Genomic DNA, 16,736 nt, shown 5'->3' with positions numbered 1-16,736 from the left:
AACGACACCGTCGACGAAGACGGGAACGGGGGGGGGGGGGGCGGCGGGCCGGGGCCGGGGCCAGGGGGGGAGCGGGAGGGGCGGGTGTTGCCACCCCCCCCCCCCCCCCACCCCGCCACCGCCCCCGCATTCCCCCGCGCCCGTTCCCGTCTCATGCGTTAACCGAGGATGCGCCGTTTCATCGCGCCCAGGGTGCGCCGCAGGGACGGCGGGCCGTAGACCCGCACCGCGAGCCGCTTCGCGCCCTCCGTGAAGTACTGCTTCGCGACCGCCGGAGCCCGCAGCCGCCCGTGCTCGCGCAGCGTGTGCACCAAGCGCCCGCGAGCCTGCATCGGCTTGCCCAGCGAGGACCCGAACTTGGCCCGGCGCTCGAACTCGTCGATCGAGGCGACGATCTCGAAGTCCCACACCCCGGCCGCCGCCTTCGGCTCGCCCAGGTCGCGGGCCACGTCGATCACGGCGGTGAACACCCCGTCCTCGTGCTCGAGCGGGAACTCGCGGACCTCCTTGGTGCCGCGCCGGCGCAATGCCAGCCGCAGCCCCAGCCGCTCGGCAGGGACCCGCGAGAGCCGCCCCGTCCCGGACACGCGCAGCACCGTGCCGTCCACGGCCACGCCGTCGAGCCAGTGCTTGAGCGACACCGCGTCCGTGATGTCGACCCACGGGCCCGGGGCGATCCCCGCCGTCGCTTCGCTGCCGGGCAGGACCGCGTACACACGGTCGCCGCGCCCGGCCAGGCTGATGTTGTCCTTCTGCTTGCGCGACTGCAGCACCTCATCGGTGGTGCCGTGCTGCACGAGGTGGTAGGACAGCCGCAGGTCGGGTCGCAGGCGCCGCGCCGTCTCCGGCGTGTACCAGCGGTCCAGCAGCGCCCTCGTCAGCGCGACCTGCTCGTCGCGGACCTCCGCAGTCGGAATCCGCATCACCCGGTTGAGGACGCCCACGCCCTCGACCTCCCAGTGGCGGTGCATGAGGTGGTCCTGCTTCGGGCCTGCCGGGACGTTCTTGCCGACCAGGTCCACCATCGTCGTCAAGGTCCGGGTGTCCGAGTGCTCCCAGCGGCGCGGGTCCAGCCCGGCCCCGGAGGTGATGTTGCCGCCGTCCTCGCGGCGGATCACGTGCACGCAGTCGTAGTCGGCGACCACCGAGATGTTCGACGCGTGGAAATACGCCCAGAACCCGAACGGCTGGTCCTCGCCGATCCGCACTCCCGTGGGGAAGCGCAGCTGGTGCCGCTCGATGAGGGAGCGCCGGTACAGCTTCCACGGGGCCAGCGTCCAGTACACGCGGGACGAGTACAGGTCCGCGCGCGGCTGGTTCGCCTTGAACATCGACATGGGCGGGACCCGCCCGCCCTCGCCCACGCCCTTGCCCAGCACCACATCGGAGTCGTTCTCGTTCGCGGCCTTCACGAGGCGTTCCAGGGCCTCGGGGCCGAAGTAGTCGTCGGCGTCGAGGAAGAACACGAACTCACCGCGGGCCAGGTCCATGCCGCGGTTGCGCGGGGCGCTGGGGCCGCCGGAAGCCTCCTGGTGCACGACCCGCACGATGCCGGGCTCCGCGGCGGCGAACTCGTCGAGCGCCTCACCGCTCCCGTCGGTCGACCCGTCGTCGATCGCGATGACCTCGAGCCGGTCCTTGCCGATCGTCTGCTCCAGCACGGAGTTGACGGTCTTGAGCAGGTACGGCATCGCGTTGTGCACGGGAATGACGACGCTGACGGTGGGTGCAGGTGCGGACATCGGCCCTCGAGAAGTTCATGTGTTGGATATACGGAAGGTCCACTATCGTAACCCGTCCGGTAGGTGCCGCAATTCTGCTCACCGCTTGCATCCCGCCCGCCGCAAGGCCCCGCCGCCTCGGGCGGAACGCGGGTTCAGCGGCGCAGGAGCCGCCGTTTGACCTTGCCGAGGCGCTGGCGCAGCTTCAGGCGGGCGCCGATCTCCTGCCGCAGCCGTGAGTGCCCGCCGGCGCCCTGCCGCACCCGCTTCCCGCCCACCTGCAGGGCCAGGTGGCTCTTCACCGCGGTGAAGTACTGCGTGGCCGGGATCGTGCGCGGCGGCTGGTGGGGGATGTCGAGCCGGTGCAGGGGCACCGGCTTGCCGCGCATCGGGGCGCCCAGGGAACTGCCGAACGGGACGCGCCGCTCGAAGTCGCCCACGGCGGCGACCAGCTCGATGTCCCACGTGCCCTTGGCCCGGTCGATCGGGCCGAGGTCGCGGCACAGGTCCAGTTCGGTGCCGAACCGCCCGTTCTCGTGCTCGAGCGGAAACGGCTTGACCTGGCCGTTGCGGCGATGGCGCAGTTCCAGGCGCAGCTCCACCCGGTCGTTGGGGATCTTCCGGAACCAGCAGCTGCCGTTGAGGCGCAGCGCGGTGCCTTCGGCCTCCACGCCGTCGAGCCAGTGCTCGGGCCGGGAGATGTCGGTGACGTCGACCCAGGGGCCCGGGCCCGGTCCGGCCTGGTCCTCGTGGCCGGGCAGGACCGCGTAGAGGCGGCCGGCACGTCCGACGAGCGGGACGCTGTCGCGGTGCCGATGGGCGAGCAGGACCTCGTCGAGCGTCGCGGTCCGCACCAGGTGGTAGAGCAGGTGCATATGGGCCTTGAGGTGCTTCGTGCCGCGCGGCGAGTACCACTCCTCCAGCAGGGCCCGCAGTTGCTGCAGGCGGGCCTCCTGTCGTTCGCGGGAGCGGTCGTTCGCGATGATGCGGAACTCGATCTCGCCTTCGACCTCCCAGTGCCGGAACAGGAGGTGGTCGCGGCCGAGTCCGGCGGGGACGGTGGCGCCGACGAGCGGGACCATCATCTCCAGAGGGCTCTCGTTGTTGAAGCTGCGGTCCTTGGGGGCGCCCATCCCGCCGAGGGTGAGGTTGCCGCCGTCGTCGCGCTGCACCATGTAGTAGCAGTCGTATTCGGCGACCACGGAGATGTTGCGGGCGTGGAAGTACGACAGGAACACGAACGGGCGGTCCTCACCGGTCCGGCGGTCCGTTCGGAAGCGCAGGCCGTGCCGGTCGAGCAGCTCGCGGCGATACAGCTTCCAAGCGCCCAATGACCAGTACACGCGGGAGGAGTAGAGGTCGGCGCGCGGCTGGTCGCGGTCGAACATCGAACCCGCGACGCGGCGGCCGCCGACGCTGACGAGCTTCCCCAGGACGACGTCCGAGCCCTGGGCCTCGGCAACGGCGACCATCCGCTCCAGGGCCTCCGCGCCGAGGTAGTCGTCGGCGTCGAGGAACTGGATGTAGCGGCCGCGGGCCATGTCCATCGCCAGGTTGCGCGGGGCGCTCGGCGTCCCGGAGGCCTCCTGGTGCACGACCCTGAGGAGGTCGCGGTGGTCGAGGGCGAACTTGTCGAGGGCCTCGCCGCTGCCGTCGGTCGACCCGTCGTCGACCGCGATGATCTCGAGGTTCTCGACCCCGATCGTCTGGTCCACGACGGACTGCAGGCCCTTGAGCAGGTAGGGCATGGCATTGTGGACGGGGATGACGACCGACACGAGAGGCGTTGTCATTCTGAATCCTGATCCTGATTGTGAGCACGGCTCGAGGCCCCCTGGCGGGCAGGCCTACTGAAGGTACGCCGCGGCAATCGGAAAAGTTGCATTCATGTGCCGTTTCACTGGCGTTTTCGCCATTGGGCAATGAGGAGTGACAACCCTCACGGACATCATTAAGAATGCGTTTCCATCAAGTGATGATTCAGGTCTCCACAGTGCAGTCGGGCATTGTCAGTCGCGATATGCCGCGCGAGCCGCGTGCACGAACACTTCCACGCTCTCCTCGCCCGAAGCGGTGCCGAGGAAGTATTCGCGGGTCTCCTTGCGCTGCGCCGCTTTCGAATCGGTGTCGAGCAGTTCGCGGAAGACCGACTCCAGGTTGGAGCCGTCCCGATCGATCCGATACGCGCCCTTGGCGATCCAGGCCTCGTCGGCGAAGTGCTCGCCGAGGCCGCCCATGTCGGTGACCGCGAACGGGCGGTCGGCGGCGATCCAGTCGGTGGCGACGCCGCTGACGTCGCACACCGCGATGTCGGCCGCGTTGACGCAGTCGACGAGCGACACCGAGCCGGTCGCCTGCGCGCCCCACAGGTGCGCCCGTCCGGACTTCTCGGCGTCCTCGGCGAGGATCCGCTCGATCTCGTCGAGCCGCCTTGCGGCGGCCAGGTTGAACCGCGTGTACGGGTGCGCCCGCATGATGACCGCGAGGTCGCGCCGCAGCGCCTCCTCCACGATCAGCCGCCCGATCGCCAGCGACGAGTAGTCGAACTCGCTCGTCAGGCCGGTCCACGTCGGCGCGTACAGCAGCACCGGCCTGGGGCCCGAGGCGGTGCGCGGACCGGCCGCGATCGAAGCGAGCTGCGGTCGGCCGACCTCCCGGAAGTCCAGGTCCAGGCCGTGCGCCCGGTAGCGGTCGACGGCGGCCTGCCCGGCCACGAACACGGTGTCGTATATCGCGGTGACCTTGTTGAAGCTCGAGGCCTTGTCGGATTCGCCGTGGAACAGCTGCAGGTGCTTCAGCTGCCCGAACCGCACCAGGTGCGTGTTCAGCGCGGACCCGTTGACGTAGAAGGCGGCCTTGACGCTCGGGACGAGCAGCCGCTCCAGCTCCGACATCGACGGGGCCACCACGATCGGCGCGCCGGTGGAGCCGCGCAGCTCGTCCAGGTGGACCTTCTCACGGGCGACCACCACATAGGGGTCGCCGAGCCGGTCGAGGTAGGGCAGCCACATCTCCAGCTGGTACGCCGAGGCCGGCGGGCCCGAGAAATGCACGATGAAGACGGGTTCGAGCGCTTCCAGCGCCTGGATGACGGCCGCGTCGCCGGCGTGGGCCGAACGGCGCCGCCGCAGCAGCGCCCCGAGCGCTCCGGCAGCTGCTGCGCCCACCGTGGCGGCCGCGGCGACCGCGGCGATCCACAGCGGCAGGCTCGTGTCCGCCGTCAGCGCGAGCGCGCCCGCAGCGGCGAACACGCCGCCGCCGGCGCTGAGGGCCTCGCCCATGACCCGCGGCGTGAACCACGCGCGCTCCCGAGTCACCGCGAGGTTCGCACTGTCCATGTGCCCGGTGGCGACGGCGACCGCGAGCAGCGGCTCGAAGCCGACCACCGCGATGAGCGCGCCTCCGGCCAGGGCGGCCGGGATCGGGCCCTGCTGCGCCGCGACGACGCTGATCGCCGCGATGGCGACGCCTCGGGCGAACCGGTCCCGTTCGGGTCCGAGCTCGCGGTGGGCCCGCCAGGCCAGGAGCAGTGCCGTGGTGGCGAGTGCCCATGCGGCCCAGGCGGACCAGGTCCACGGGAGGACCGCGGAGGCCAGGGCGGCGGCGGCGAGTCCAGTGGTCGCGGTGCGGGACAGGAGCTTGCGGAGCAGGTGCACGGTCGTCCTCAGTCGACGCTGTTCGAGGCGGCCCGGGGGCCCGGAGCCTCGGCTTCGGCGGTGCCGGCCTCCAGGACGCTCGTCTCCGAGGCCTCGACGGTGCCCGGGTCCGGCGCGGTGATCTCCGTGGGTTCGACGGGTTCGATCCCGTCCTCGACCGTGCCGTCATCCGCAGTGGCCGTCTCGACGGTCACCGCCTCGACTGTGCCGTACTCGATCGCGCCGTTCCCGACCGTGCCGTCGACTGCGACGGTCTCGGCGAGGTCGTTCGCCGCTTCCGCGCTGAGCTGGGCCCGGTTGCGTTCCTCGGCCCGCTTGGCCAGTTCCTGAACGGCCTGGTCGAACCGCTTCTGCGCGGAAGGCTCGTCGGGCCCGAGCAGGTAGGTCTTGAGTTCTTTGCGGGCCGCTTTGAGCGGGTCGTGCTCGGGGTCGCGGACGGCGGCGAGCAGGTCCTGGAGCCCGTGGGCCTTCGGGTCGAGGATGACCGCGGCGCGCACGGCGGTGTTGGCGGCCTTGAAGGCCTCCTCGCCGACGCCGGCCGAGTCGACGACCGCGTACGGCTTGCCGCTGGCGATGAAGTCGGAGACGACGCTGGAGATGTCCGAGACCAGGCCGTCGGCCCGGTTGAAGCAGTCGTAGACGTTCGGAAGGGCGCCGGTGACCACCAGGTGCCGGTTCGCGGGCTGCGCCGCCCAGAACGCCGCGTTCCATTCGGAGGCGGCCTGCCGTTCGGCGGCGACCTCGGCGCGCGTGGTGACGGCGTTGCGGGACGTGGCCGCGTCGCCCCATTGGAGCTTCGCGGTCTCGTCGTCGACCAGCCCGGGCGGGGGAGGGACGACCGCGGTCGGGGCCGCGCCCGAGCGCTGGTTGGCGTCCTCGATGAGTGCGCGGATGCGGCGGTCGGCGGCCTTCGCCTTGGCGGAGCGGGTCCCGGTGAACGGGTGCGGCTTGTAGACCACCCGCACCGGCGGCTCGGCCGCCAGGAGCGCCTTGACGATGATCTCGCCCTGCACGGTCACCGAAGTGGTGCCCGGGTCGTCGGTCCAGTTCTCCCACGTGGGCGCGTACAGCACGGTGGGGATCTCACCGCCGACGGGCGCGGTGTCGATGACGTCGAGCTGGGGCCTGCCGACCTCGACGATGTCCTCGTCGCGGACGCCGATGTCGGCCCGGGCCCAGCGGTCCCGCCCGGCTTTGCCGGCGGTCCACAGTTCGTCGTAGGCCTTGCCGAAGGGGTTGATGCTGGCGACCTTGTCGCTGTCGCCGTGGCCGATGAAGGCGTGCTTCATGGTCGGCACGCGCAGCAGGTGCAGGTTCTTGCCCACGTGCGCCGGGTAGACGGCCACGCGCACGCTGGACAGGTCCATGTTCATGATGTCGACGGCGCTCGGCACGCACAGGACCGGGACGTCGGTGCGGGCCAGGTCGGGCATCGAGTGCATCTCGCGCAGGATCACCAGCGGTCGTTCGCCCTCCATGCGCTCCAGGGTCTCCAGCCACATGTTGACCTGGTAGGTGGCCTCTTTGGAGCCGGAGAAGGACAGCACGACCGTGGGCTGGTGGGCGGCGAGCCATCGGTTGAGCCAGGCGAGGGCTTTGCCGTTGCTCGGCACCCGGTGCCCCGGGCCGGACCACACGCCGAGGACCAGCAGGTAGCCGACGGCGAGCGCGAACGTGACCGTGACGCCGATGTACCCGGGCGTGTTGGTGAGCGTGAAGGAGGAGACCAGCAGGCCGGCGACGAGCGGCACGTCGGTGTGGAGGATCTTCTCGCCCGCGCGGTTCTCCAGCCACGCCGGCGGCGCGTCCGAGATGGCCAGAGGGGAGAGGTCGATGTTGCGGGAGGCGAACGGAAGGGTCCGGGACTTGCGGACCATCGCGGTCAGGCCGCCGTGGAGGACCTGCACGGCCACGAGCGCCACGAAGGCGAGCGTGGCGAGCAGGACCGCCCGGTAGCTGAGGCCGTGGCTCCCGACCAAGCGCGTGACGAGCAGGATGACGAGCAGTTCGCGGACGAGGAACCGGTTCGAGATGCCGAAGCGCAGCTGGCGGAGGCGGGCGATGAGGTCCTGGTAGCGCCCGTGCAGGATGATGTCGGTCGCGTAGCTGGCGACGAGCGCGGCGGTGAAGGCGGCGGGGGAGGGGACGAGGGCGGCCACCAGCATCGCCGGGTAGGTGGCCAGCATGAGCCCCGTCAGCGCGAGCCCAGCGGGGCCGGCCTCCTGGATAGCCGTGCTCCTCAGCAGAGCGCGCATGGACATGACGTCGGTTTCCTATCTCGTCTGGTTGCGGCCGGACCGGTCGTGGAGCGAGTCCGGGCCTATTCGATGCCGGTGTCGAGGACGCGGGCGATGGCCTGCTCGAAGCCCCCGGTGGTGGGGTCGTCCCGGCGCACGTCGATCACCGCGCCGTTGAGGGCGGACAGCAGCACGTCCAGGGAGGTCCGGGCCACCGCCTCGGAGGCGAGGAGGGTTTCGGGATTCTCCGAGCCGAACGCCTTGGTGCGCATGGGGGTGGCGGTGCGTTCCGGGTTGACGCAGTTGACCTGCACCCCTTCGTCGCTCCATTCCTCGGCGAGGGCCTGGGTGAGGTTCACCATGGCCGCCTTGGTGGAGGAGTAGAGGCTGTAGTCGCGTCGGCCCCGGGTGTAGCTGGAGGACGTGTAGAGCAGGAGCTGTCCCTGGGTCCGGGCCAGGTACGGGTAGGCGGCGCGGGCGATCTGGACGGGCGCGAGGTAGTTGACCTTGAAGGTGTTGTCGATGTCGGCTTGGGTGGTCTCGTTGAGCCTCCCGATCTGGAGGATGCCGGCGGTGTTGACGACGTAGTCGACGCGGCCGGTCTTGCCGTGGGCCTCGGTGAGCGCGGCGGCGACCTCGTCGGGGTTCTCGACGTGGGTGCCGGTGGTGGAGCGCCCGAAGCGGAAGACGTCGGCGCCGTAGGACTCGGCGAGGTCGGCGAGGTCGGCGCCGATGCCGTAGGAGCCGCCGAAGACCACGAGGGTCTTGCCGGTGAGGCGGGCGCGGTACTGCTCGTCGGTGAGCGTGGGGGTCGCGGTCGAGGCGAGCTGGAACAGCTTGTCGGCGATGTAGAGGTCGACGGGCTGCGTGACCTTCATGTTCCATTCGTCGCCGGCGACGACGTGGATCGGGACGCTGGGGAGGTACTTGAGTACGACGGAGCAGTCGTCGGTGGCCTCGAAGTGGGGGTCCTTGTCGGCTTCGACGTAGGCGGCGCGGATGGTGCGGAGCTTGAACGCCTGGGGGGTCTGGCCGCGACGCAGGCGGGCGCGATCGGGCACGTCGGTGATGAACTCGCCGTCCTCGCCGTGGGTGCGCGTGACGATGACGGTGTCGGCGGAGGGGATCGCGACGTCGACGGCGTCGTAGCGTTCCAGGGCCGCGACGGTCTCGGTGATGACGCGGCGGGAGATGAGGGGGCGGACGGCGTCGTGGAAGATCAGCCGGTGCTCTTCGGAGGCGTGTTCGCGGCCCTCGATGTGGCTGATGGCGGCCTTGGTGCTGTCGGAGCGGGTGGCGCCGCCGGGGATGACGTCGGTGACCTTGGTGAGACCGGCCTTGGCGACGATGGCTTTGACGTCGTCGATGTAGCCTTCGGCCATGAGGACGAGGATGTCGTCGATCTCGTCGGCGGCCTCGAAGGCTTCGAGGGTGTGCTGGATCACTGGCTTGCCTGCGATCTTGATGAGCTGCTTGGGGATGCTCAGTCCGACTCGCTGGCCGGTGCCGCCCGCCAGGACCACCGCGGTGATGCCCGGACGCGACTCGGCTCCGTGGTTCGACAAGATCCGGTCCTCCTCGTTTTCGTTGCCCGTAAAAGTAAGGGGACGACCCGCCCTGCGCTCGGATTGGTCGCCGTGCGGTCGGCCGCGGCGGTGGGCGTGATGCGGCGGCCGGTGCGCCTGCTGCCTATGGCCGGACTCGCTGGAGGGATTTTAGCATCGGGCCCACTTCCGTCCCCCTGGCTGTTGCCGCACGTTCATCCGTATGATCCCGGTCTCCGCCAGGTGTGCGGACGGTCGCGCTCGGCGTCGCGCCTGCACCCGCGCAGGCGTGCCCGGACCGTTGCCGACCCGCGTATCCGGGCTCCGCGGCGTCCGGGAGTATGCTGTTTACCTTCGTGTCGCACCGCTGAAACCGCGATGTTCTCGGCTCGGCTATGGCGCATTCATTTCCTTCACGTTCCCCCTTGGAGGCTGCAGTGTCCCATGGACCGTCCGCCGACGACGCTGCTTCGGTGCCCGACGTCAGCGTCATCGTGGCCGTGTACAACACCATGCCTTACCTGGTGAAGTGCCTGGAGTCGCTCGTGACGCAGAGCATCGGGGCCGACCGGCTCGAGGTCGTCGCGGTCGACGACGGGTCCACGGACGGCAGCGGCGAGGAGCTCGACCGCTTCGCCGAGCGGCACCCCGGCGTCGTGCGCGTGCTCCACCAGGCCAACTCCGGCGGCCCCGCGGCCCCGAGCAACCTCGGCCTGGACCACGCCCGCGGCCGGTACGTGTTCTTCATCGGCGCCGACGACTGCCTCGGCCATGAGGCCCTGGAGCGGATGGTCGCCGCCGCCGACGCCAACGAGGCGGACGTGGTCGCCGGGAAGATGGTCGGCGTCAACGGCAAGGGGGTCTCCAAGCAGGCGTTCGCGCAGACCGGCCCCGACATCGACTTCTACGACTCGAAGCTCCCCTGGGCGGTCTCCAACACCAAGCTCTTCCGCCGCGAGCTCGTCGAGAAGTACTCGCTGCGCTACCCCGTCGACATGCGCTTCGGCTCCGACCAGCCGTTCACCATCGAGGCGATGATCCGCGCCCGCCGCATCACCGTCCTCGGCGACTACGACTACTACTACGCGATCCGCCGCGACGACGACAGCAACATCACCTACAGCATCGACCACCTCCAGCGGCTCGCCTGCATGGCCCGCATCATGCACTTCACCGCCGGGCTCCTCGAGCCCGGACCCAAGCGCGACGCGGTCCTCATGCGCCACTTTCACGTCGAACTGTTCAACCTGCTCCAGGCCGACTTCCTCGATCTCGACGAGGCCGACCAGGCCAAGGTGTGCGAAGGCCTCGCCGAACTCGCCGACGCCTACTTCACCGACGCGATCCGCGACCGCCTCGCCCTCGCCAAGCGCCTCCGGGTGGTCCTCGCCCGACCCGAGCGCCTGCCGCTGCTGCGGCGGTTCATCGCCGGACCCGACCGGCCCTCGTTCCACTTCGATGCGGACCGCGCCTGGTGCGACTACCCCGGCTACCGCGACCGCCTCGCCGGACTCGACGACCGGAACTACGAGATCACCGAGGAGACCGTGACCGGCCGCCTCGCCGCCGCGCTCAGACCCGCCGCCGTCAAGCTGAGGCCCGAAGGGGAGCTGACCTTCACCTTTCCGATCAGCGCCACCGCTCCCTTCACCGGCACGGACTCCTTCGCCGGATTCGCCGCCGCCGCGGTCCGCCTCTCCGGCCCGGTCCCCGGCCCCGCCTGCGATCCGGCCGATGCAGCCGCGGCCCCGCAGCACGCTTCCGTCGTGTTCGAACCGCTCGACGGCACACGCTCGACCGCCCGCGTCACCGTCGATTACCGCGCCCTCGCCGCAGCCGTCGACGGCGCCGAATGGACGCTCCGCCTCCGCATCGACCTTCGCGGCCACACGTACGACCTGCCGTTGGCCGTCCCGGCCGGTGCCTGGACCCACGGCGTCCGCAGAGGCCTGCGCGGCTGGAAGCTCCACGTCCGGGCCGACAAGCGCGGCCGCGCGGTCCTCAAGGTCCAGCGCGTCTCCACCGCCGGACTGGTGCGGGGCCGCCTCAAGCGGGTACTCGGACGCTGACCGCCATGCCCCGGATCGCCCGGAGAATCATGCGCACGATCCCGTCCCGCAATTCAAGTCATGTTCACAGGCCATTCACCGGTTGATTCCCGGCACTTATCCGGAAAGTCCGCAAAACGGGGATCAGCCCCTCGGGTAGCAGATGAACGTGTGCGGTTTAGACAATTCGACACCCCCGTCGCAGGCCATCTCCCTAGATCGGCCTATATTCATCGCGTTCATGCCGAGTCGCAGAGCAATTGGAGCTGAGGAATTGAGCAGCCAGAGTCACGAACCGATCCCCGGCGCCGCACCGGTCATCGGTGAAGCCGAGATCGAAGCGGCCGTCGCGGTCCTGCGCAGCGGCATGGTCGTCCAAGGCCCTGAAGTGGCGGCCTTCGAAGACGAGTTCACCAAGGTCTCCGGGACCGCCCACGCCGTCGCCGTCAACTCCGGCACCTCCGCGCTCCAGCTGGCGCTCCTCGCCATGGGCATCGGCCCCGGCGATGAGGTGGTCGTGCCCTCCTTCTCCTTCGCCGCCACCGCGAACGCCGTGCGCCTCGTCGGCGCCGACCCCGTCTTCGCCGACATCGAGCCCGGCTCGTTCAACCTCGACCCCGAGGCCGCCGCGGCCGCGATCGGCCCCCGGACCGCCGCGATCATGCCCGTCCACCTCTACGGGAACCCCGCCGACATGCGGGCGCTCACCGCGCTGGCCGAACGCCACGGCCTCGCCATCCTCGAGGACGCCTGCCAGGCCCACGCCGCCGCTCTGGACGACACCCCCGTCGGCTCCTTCGGCAAGGCCGGCACCTTCAGCTTCTACCCCACCAAGAACATGCACGCCCTCGAAGGCGGCATGGTCACCACCGACGACCCGCAGCTCGCCCGCACCCTGCGCCTGCTGCGCAACCAGGGCATGGAGCAGCGGTACGCCAACGAGATCGTCGGCGCCAACATGCGCATGACGGACGTGTCCGCCGCGATCGGCCGGGTCCAGCTCGGCCGCCTCGAGGAGTGGACCGAGACCCGCCGCGCCAACGCCTCCCGCTTCGACGCCGCCTTCAAGGGCCTGGACGCCGTCACCGCCCCGCCGGTCGCCGCCGGAGCCCGCCACGTGTACCACCAGTACACGATCCGCGTCGCCGGCGACCGCGACCGCGCCCAGGCGCTCCTCGCCGAGGACGGCATCGGCTCGGCCGTCTACTACCCGACCCCGATCCACCGCCTCCTGCCCTACCAGGACATCGGCGCCGATCTGCCGGAGACCGACCGGGCCGCCGCCGAGGTCCTCTCGATCCCGGTGCACCCCTCGCTCTCGGGCGAGGACCTCGACCGCATCGCGGCGGCCGTGACCGGACTGGAGGGACGACTGTGACCACCGAGCCCCTGCTGCGCGCCGGCCTCATCGGCCTCGGGGCCATGGGCCGCAACCACGCCCGCGTCCTCAACTCCCTCGACGGCGTCGCCCTCGTCGCCGTCGCCGACCCGGTCGCCGACGCCTCCGCCGTCCCCTCCGGGGCCGCGCTCGTCGCCACCGTGGAGGAGCTGATCGCCGTCGGCGTCGACTACGCCGTCGTCGCCTGCCCCACCGCCTACCACGAGCCCGTCGGCCTGGCCCTCGCCGAAGCCGGGATCCACGCGCTCATCGAGAAGCCGCTCGCGCACACCACCGCGGCCGCGTCCCTCCTCGCCGAGGCCTTCGGCTCCCGCGGCCTCGTCGCCGGCGTGGGCCACATCGAGCGCTACAACCCCGCGATCATGAGCCTGCGCGAGCGCCTCGAAGCCGGCGAGCTCGGCGAGGTCCTCCAGGTCGTCACCCGCCGCCAGGGCCCCTTCCCGCACCGCATCGCCGATGTCGGCGTGGTCAAGGACCTCGCCACCCACGACATCGACCTCACCTCGTGGGTCACCGGCCAGTCCTACCGGTCGATCACCGCGAACACCGTGTCCCGCTCGGGACGCGAGCACGAGGACATGCTCTCCGCCGTCGGCCGCCTCTCCGGCGGCGCGATCGTCAACCACTCCGTGAACTGGCTGAGCCCGCTCAAGGAGCGCACCGCCGTCGTCACCGGCGACCGCGGCTGCTTCATCGCGGACACCCTCACCGGAGACCTCACCTTCTACGCCAACGGCGTGCAGGACAACGAGTGGGAGGCCCTCAGGGCCTTCCGCGGCGTGTCCGAAGGCGACATGATCAGGTACGCCATCCGCAAGCGCGAGCCGCTCCTGGTCGAGCACGAGCAGTTCCGCGACGCCGTCCTCGGCAAGGACGCGGGCATCGTGGACCTGCGCCAGGGCCTCGCCACCGTGGTCGTCTCCGAGCAGATGCTGCGGTCGGCCGCCACCGGCCGCACCGTCGACCTCGATCCTGCCGCCACCGAAACCGCCGACGTGCCGGCCACCGGCCGCTGAACCTCCTCGGGAGAACACCTGTGAACATCTGCGTCGTCGCCCTGGGGAAGATCGGGCTGCCGCTGGCCGTCCAGTTCTCGTCCAAGGGCCACAAGGTCATCGGGGCGGACGTCAACGCCGCCACGGTCGACCTCGTCAACGCCGGGACCGAGCCGTTCCCCGGCGAGCACCTGCTCGGCGAGAAGCTCGCGGCCGCCGTCGCGGCCGGGACCCTGGAGGCCACCACCGACACCGCCGCCGCAGTCGCGGCCTCGGAGGCCGTGGTCATCGTGGTGCCGCTGTTCGTAGACGCCGACGGCACCCCCGACTTCGGCTGGATGGACTCGGCGACGAAGGCGGTCGCGAAAGGGCTCAAGCCCGGCACGCTCGTCTCGTACGAGACGACACTGCCCGTCGGCACCACCCGCGAGCGGTGGGCGCCGATGCTGGAGGCCGGTTCGGGCCTGCGCGCCGGCCACGACTTCCACCTCGTGTTCAGCCCCGAGCGGGTCCTGACCGGCCGGGTCTTCGAGGACCTGCGCCGCTATCCCAAGCTCGTCGGCGGCGTCGACGAGGCCTCCGCGAAGGCCGGGGTCGCGTTCTACGAGTCGGTCCTCGACTTCGACGAGCGCGACGACCTGCCGCGCCCCAACGGGGTGTGGGACCTGGGTTCCGCCGAGGCCTCCGAGATGGCGAAGCTCGCCGAGACGACCTACCGGGACGTCAACATCGGTCTCGCGAACCAGTTCGCGCGCTTCGCCGACAAGCAGGGCCTGGACGTCATGAAGGTCATCGAGGCCTGCAACTCCCAGCCCTACAGCCACATCCACCGACCCGGCATCGCCGTCGGCGGCCACTGCATTCCGATCTACCCGCAGATGTACCTGTGGAACGACCCCGAGGCCACCGTGGTCCGCGCGGCCCGCGAGGCCAACGCGGCGATGCCGTCGTACGCGGTCGACCTCCTCGCGGCCGCCGCGGGCGACCTCGCGGGCGTACCGGTGCTGATCCTCGGCGCGGCCTACCGCGGCGGTGTCAAGGAGACCGCGTTCTCCGGTGTGTTCCCGCTCGTGGCGTCACTGCGCGAGAAAGGCGCGGTCCCGTACGTGACCGACCCGATGTACACCGTCGAGGAGCTTGAGCACGAGGGTCTGCCGGCGCATCGGGGAGAGACCGTCACCGCGGCCGTCCTGCAGGCCGACCACGCCGAATACCGGAAGCTGTCGTCGGCGGACCTGCCTGACGTGACGGTGTTCCTGGACGGGCGGCGCACCACGGACCCGGCGCGCTGGGCGGGCGTGCGCCACATCGTGATCGGCGAATAGCCGTTGCACTGCGGACCCGGCCCATCGGGCCGGGTCCGCAGTCGTTCACGAGCGCTGGCGGCGGGCGGGCAGGCCCAGCGGCACCGCGGCGGTGGCCGGGTGCGGGGCGATCATCCCGCGCTTCTGGCGTTCGGCGCACAGGTCGGCGAGCTTCTCGTAGGCCAACGGGCCGAGCAGCTCGGTCAGCTCGACCGCGTACGACAGGTACACCGGTTCGGCGGCGGTGTGCGCCAAGGGCGACCCGGTGCACCACCAGTCGAAGTCGTGCCCGCCCGGGCCCCACGAGGCCCGGTCGAACTCGGTGATGAGCGTGACCGACACCTCGGTGCCGTCGGCGCGGTGCTCGGTCTTGAAGTCGCGCTTCACCGGCAGCTGCCAGCACACCTCGGGCTTGTACTCCATGGGGTGGACGCCGTCGCGCATCGCCTGCTGGTGGAGGGCGCAGCCCGCGCCGGTGGGGAAGCCCTCGCGGTTGTGGAAGACGCACGCGCCGTCGACGACCGCGGTCTTCTTCGCCGGCTCCTCTTCGCCCTCGTCGTTCTCGAGGGTGTCGTCGACGATGGTGTCCTTCCACCGCCGGTGCAGCTGCCAGGTCTCGGGTGTGAGCTTCTTGACGATCCGCTTGGTCCGGGCGATGTCGGCCTCGTCGGTGTAGAACGCGCCGTGCAGGCAGCAGCCGTCGGCCGGCTGGTCCGCATCGATCCCCGGGCACCCGCCCTCGTCCGGATGCTTTCCGAAGATGCAGCCCCACCTGGAGACCAGCCAGGTCAAATCGGCCCGCACCATCGTGTCGGCGTCGGCGGGATCGAGGAACTCCACCCATTCGCGGTCGAAGCCCGCGGCCACCTCGTCGGTCATCCGTCAACGGTACCCGCCCCCATACGGTCCGCCCGGCACCGACGGCCCGGCGTATCCTGGTGTCCGTGACCCAGTCCGTCCCGGTTCTGCTGTCGACCACCTCCGTGTATCCGGAGCCCACCGCGGTGGGCTTCGAGCTCGCCGCTGAACTCGGCTACGACGGCGTGGAGCTGATGGTCTTCACCGACCGAGTCTCCCAGGACCCGTCCGCCGCGGCCAGCCTCGCCAAGCACTACGGCGTCAAGATCGGCGCCGTCCACGCCCCATGCCTGCTGGTCACCCAGCGGGTGTGGAGCGCCGACCCGTGGACACGGCTGCGCCGCTCGGTGCAGGCCGCCGAGTACCTCGAGTCGCCCACCGTGGTCATCCACCCGCCCTTCTCCTGGCAGAAGGAGTACGCGTCGAAGTTCTCGACGGTCCTGGAGGGGCTCCGGGCCCGCTACCCGCACGTGACCATCGCGGTGGAGAACATGTTCCCCCTCAAGCTCGGCAAGCGGAACCTCGTGCCCTACCGCCCCCATTGGGACCCGACCCGGCACGGCTACGACTCGTACACGCTCGACCTGTCGCACTGCGCGGCCTCAGGGGCCGACGCGCTCGCGATGGCCGAGCGCATGGGCAAGGGCCTCAGGCACATCCATTTGTGCGACGGCACCGAGCCGGGGTCGGACCAGCACCTCGTCCCAGGCCGCGGCACCCAGCCGTGCGCGGAGCTGCTGGGTTCCCTGGGCTCGTCCGACTGGGACGGGTCGATCACCGTGGAGGTCTCGACCCGCAAGTCCGGCAACCGGATCCGCCGGGCCGAGGACCTGCACGAGTCCTTGAAGTTCGCACGCGACGCGCTCGACTCCCGCCCATAGCAGTGAGATCGCCGCGCGCCGCTCTCCACCGCGACCCCGGCCCGTACATGGGCAGAGCCCCCGGACACCGTCCGAGGGCTCTCGCTTTCCGTC

Annotated in this window: 11 protein-coding genes; 5 read left to right on the top strand and 6 right to left on the bottom strand. The window is 70.7% G+C overall.

What is annotated here, in order from left to right; genetic code table 11:
• Positions 1–158 precede the first annotated feature (158 nt).
• The 5 genes from O2L52_RS10435 to O2L52_RS10415 all read right to left on the bottom strand — a co-directional run bounded on the left by O2L52_RS10435 (position 159) and on the right by O2L52_RS10415 (position 9,179).
• Complete coding sequence (locus tag O2L52_RS10435; protein WP_270115322.1) at positions 159–1,742, bottom strand: glycosyltransferase family 2 protein; 1,584 nt, start codon at positions 1,740–1,742, stop codon at positions 159–161.
• A 134-nt stretch (positions 1,743–1,876) separates the two neighbouring features.
• Entirely contained in the window at positions 1,877–3,514 is a 1,638-nt protein-coding gene (locus O2L52_RS10430; RefSeq protein ID WP_270115321.1) for a glycosyltransferase family 2 protein, read from the bottom strand.
• Positions 3,515–3,730: 216 nt separating this feature from the next.
• Positions 3,731–5,377: a CDP-glycerol glycerophosphotransferase family protein gene (locus tag O2L52_RS10425; RefSeq protein WP_270115320.1), complete on the bottom strand. Its 1,647-nt coding sequence runs from the start codon at positions 5,375–5,377 to the stop codon at positions 3,731–3,733.
• 8 nt (positions 5,378–5,385) lie between these two features.
• A complete protein-coding gene (locus O2L52_RS10420; RefSeq protein WP_270115319.1) occupies positions 5,386–7,638 on the bottom strand; it encodes a hypothetical protein in 2,253 nt (750 codons plus the stop codon).
• A gap of 59 nt (positions 7,639–7,697) precedes the next feature.
• Entirely contained in the window at positions 7,698–9,179 is a 1,482-nt protein-coding gene (locus O2L52_RS10415; protein ID WP_270115318.1) for a bifunctional cytidylyltransferase/SDR family oxidoreductase, read from the bottom strand.
• Positions 9,180–9,595: 416 nt separating this feature from the next.
• Between O2L52_RS10415 and O2L52_RS10410 the strand changes: the two genes are divergently transcribed.
• The 4 genes from O2L52_RS10410 to O2L52_RS10395 all read left to right on the top strand — a co-directional run bounded on the left by O2L52_RS10410 (position 9,596) and on the right by O2L52_RS10395 (position 14,925).
• The gene (locus O2L52_RS10410; protein ID WP_270115317.1) at positions 9,596–11,227 is read left to right on the top strand and encodes a glycosyltransferase family 2 protein; all 1,632 of its coding nucleotides are present in this window, start codon (positions 9,596–9,598) and stop codon (positions 11,225–11,227) included.
• Between the two features lie 253 nt (positions 11,228–11,480).
• Positions 11,481–12,584: a DegT/DnrJ/EryC1/StrS family aminotransferase gene (locus O2L52_RS10405; RefSeq protein ID WP_270115316.1), complete on the top strand. Its 1,104-nt coding sequence runs from the start codon at positions 11,481–11,483 to the stop codon at positions 12,582–12,584.
• 44 nt (positions 12,585–12,628) lie between these two features.
• Positions 12,629–13,621: a Gfo/Idh/MocA family protein gene (locus O2L52_RS10400; protein WP_373897041.1), complete on the top strand. Its 993-nt coding sequence runs from the start codon at positions 12,629–12,631 to the stop codon at positions 13,619–13,621.
• A gap of 20 nt (positions 13,622–13,641) precedes the next feature.
• Positions 13,642–14,925 carry a nucleotide sugar dehydrogenase gene (locus O2L52_RS10395; protein ID WP_270115314.1) on the top strand — a complete coding sequence of 428 codons (1,284 nt, stop codon included), beginning with the start codon at positions 13,642–13,644 and terminating at the stop codon, positions 14,923–14,925.
• A gap of 45 nt (positions 14,926–14,970) precedes the next feature.
• On the opposite strand, the gene O2L52_RS10390 is transcribed toward O2L52_RS10395, so the two are convergent.
• The gene (locus tag O2L52_RS10390) at positions 14,971–15,783 is read right to left on the bottom strand and encodes a hypothetical protein (RefSeq protein WP_270115313.1); all 813 of its coding nucleotides are present in this window, start codon (positions 15,781–15,783) and stop codon (positions 14,971–14,973) included.
• Between the two features lie 65 nt (positions 15,784–15,848).
• Between O2L52_RS10390 and O2L52_RS10385 the strand changes: the two genes are divergently transcribed.
• The gene (locus O2L52_RS10385; RefSeq protein WP_270115312.1) at positions 15,849–16,643 is read left to right on the top strand and encodes a sugar phosphate isomerase/epimerase family protein; all 795 of its coding nucleotides are present in this window, start codon (positions 15,849–15,851) and stop codon (positions 16,641–16,643) included.
• Positions 16,644–16,736: the final 93 nt, after the last annotated feature.

It is taken from the genome of Glycomyces algeriensis (genome assembly GCF_027622855.1).
Classification (GTDB): Bacteria; Actinomycetota; Actinomycetes; order Mycobacteriales; family Micromonosporaceae; genus Glycomyces; species Glycomyces algeriensis.
The sequence above is the reverse complement of the archived record's forward strand: the minus strand, read 5'-3'. Positions and strand labels throughout refer to the sequence as shown.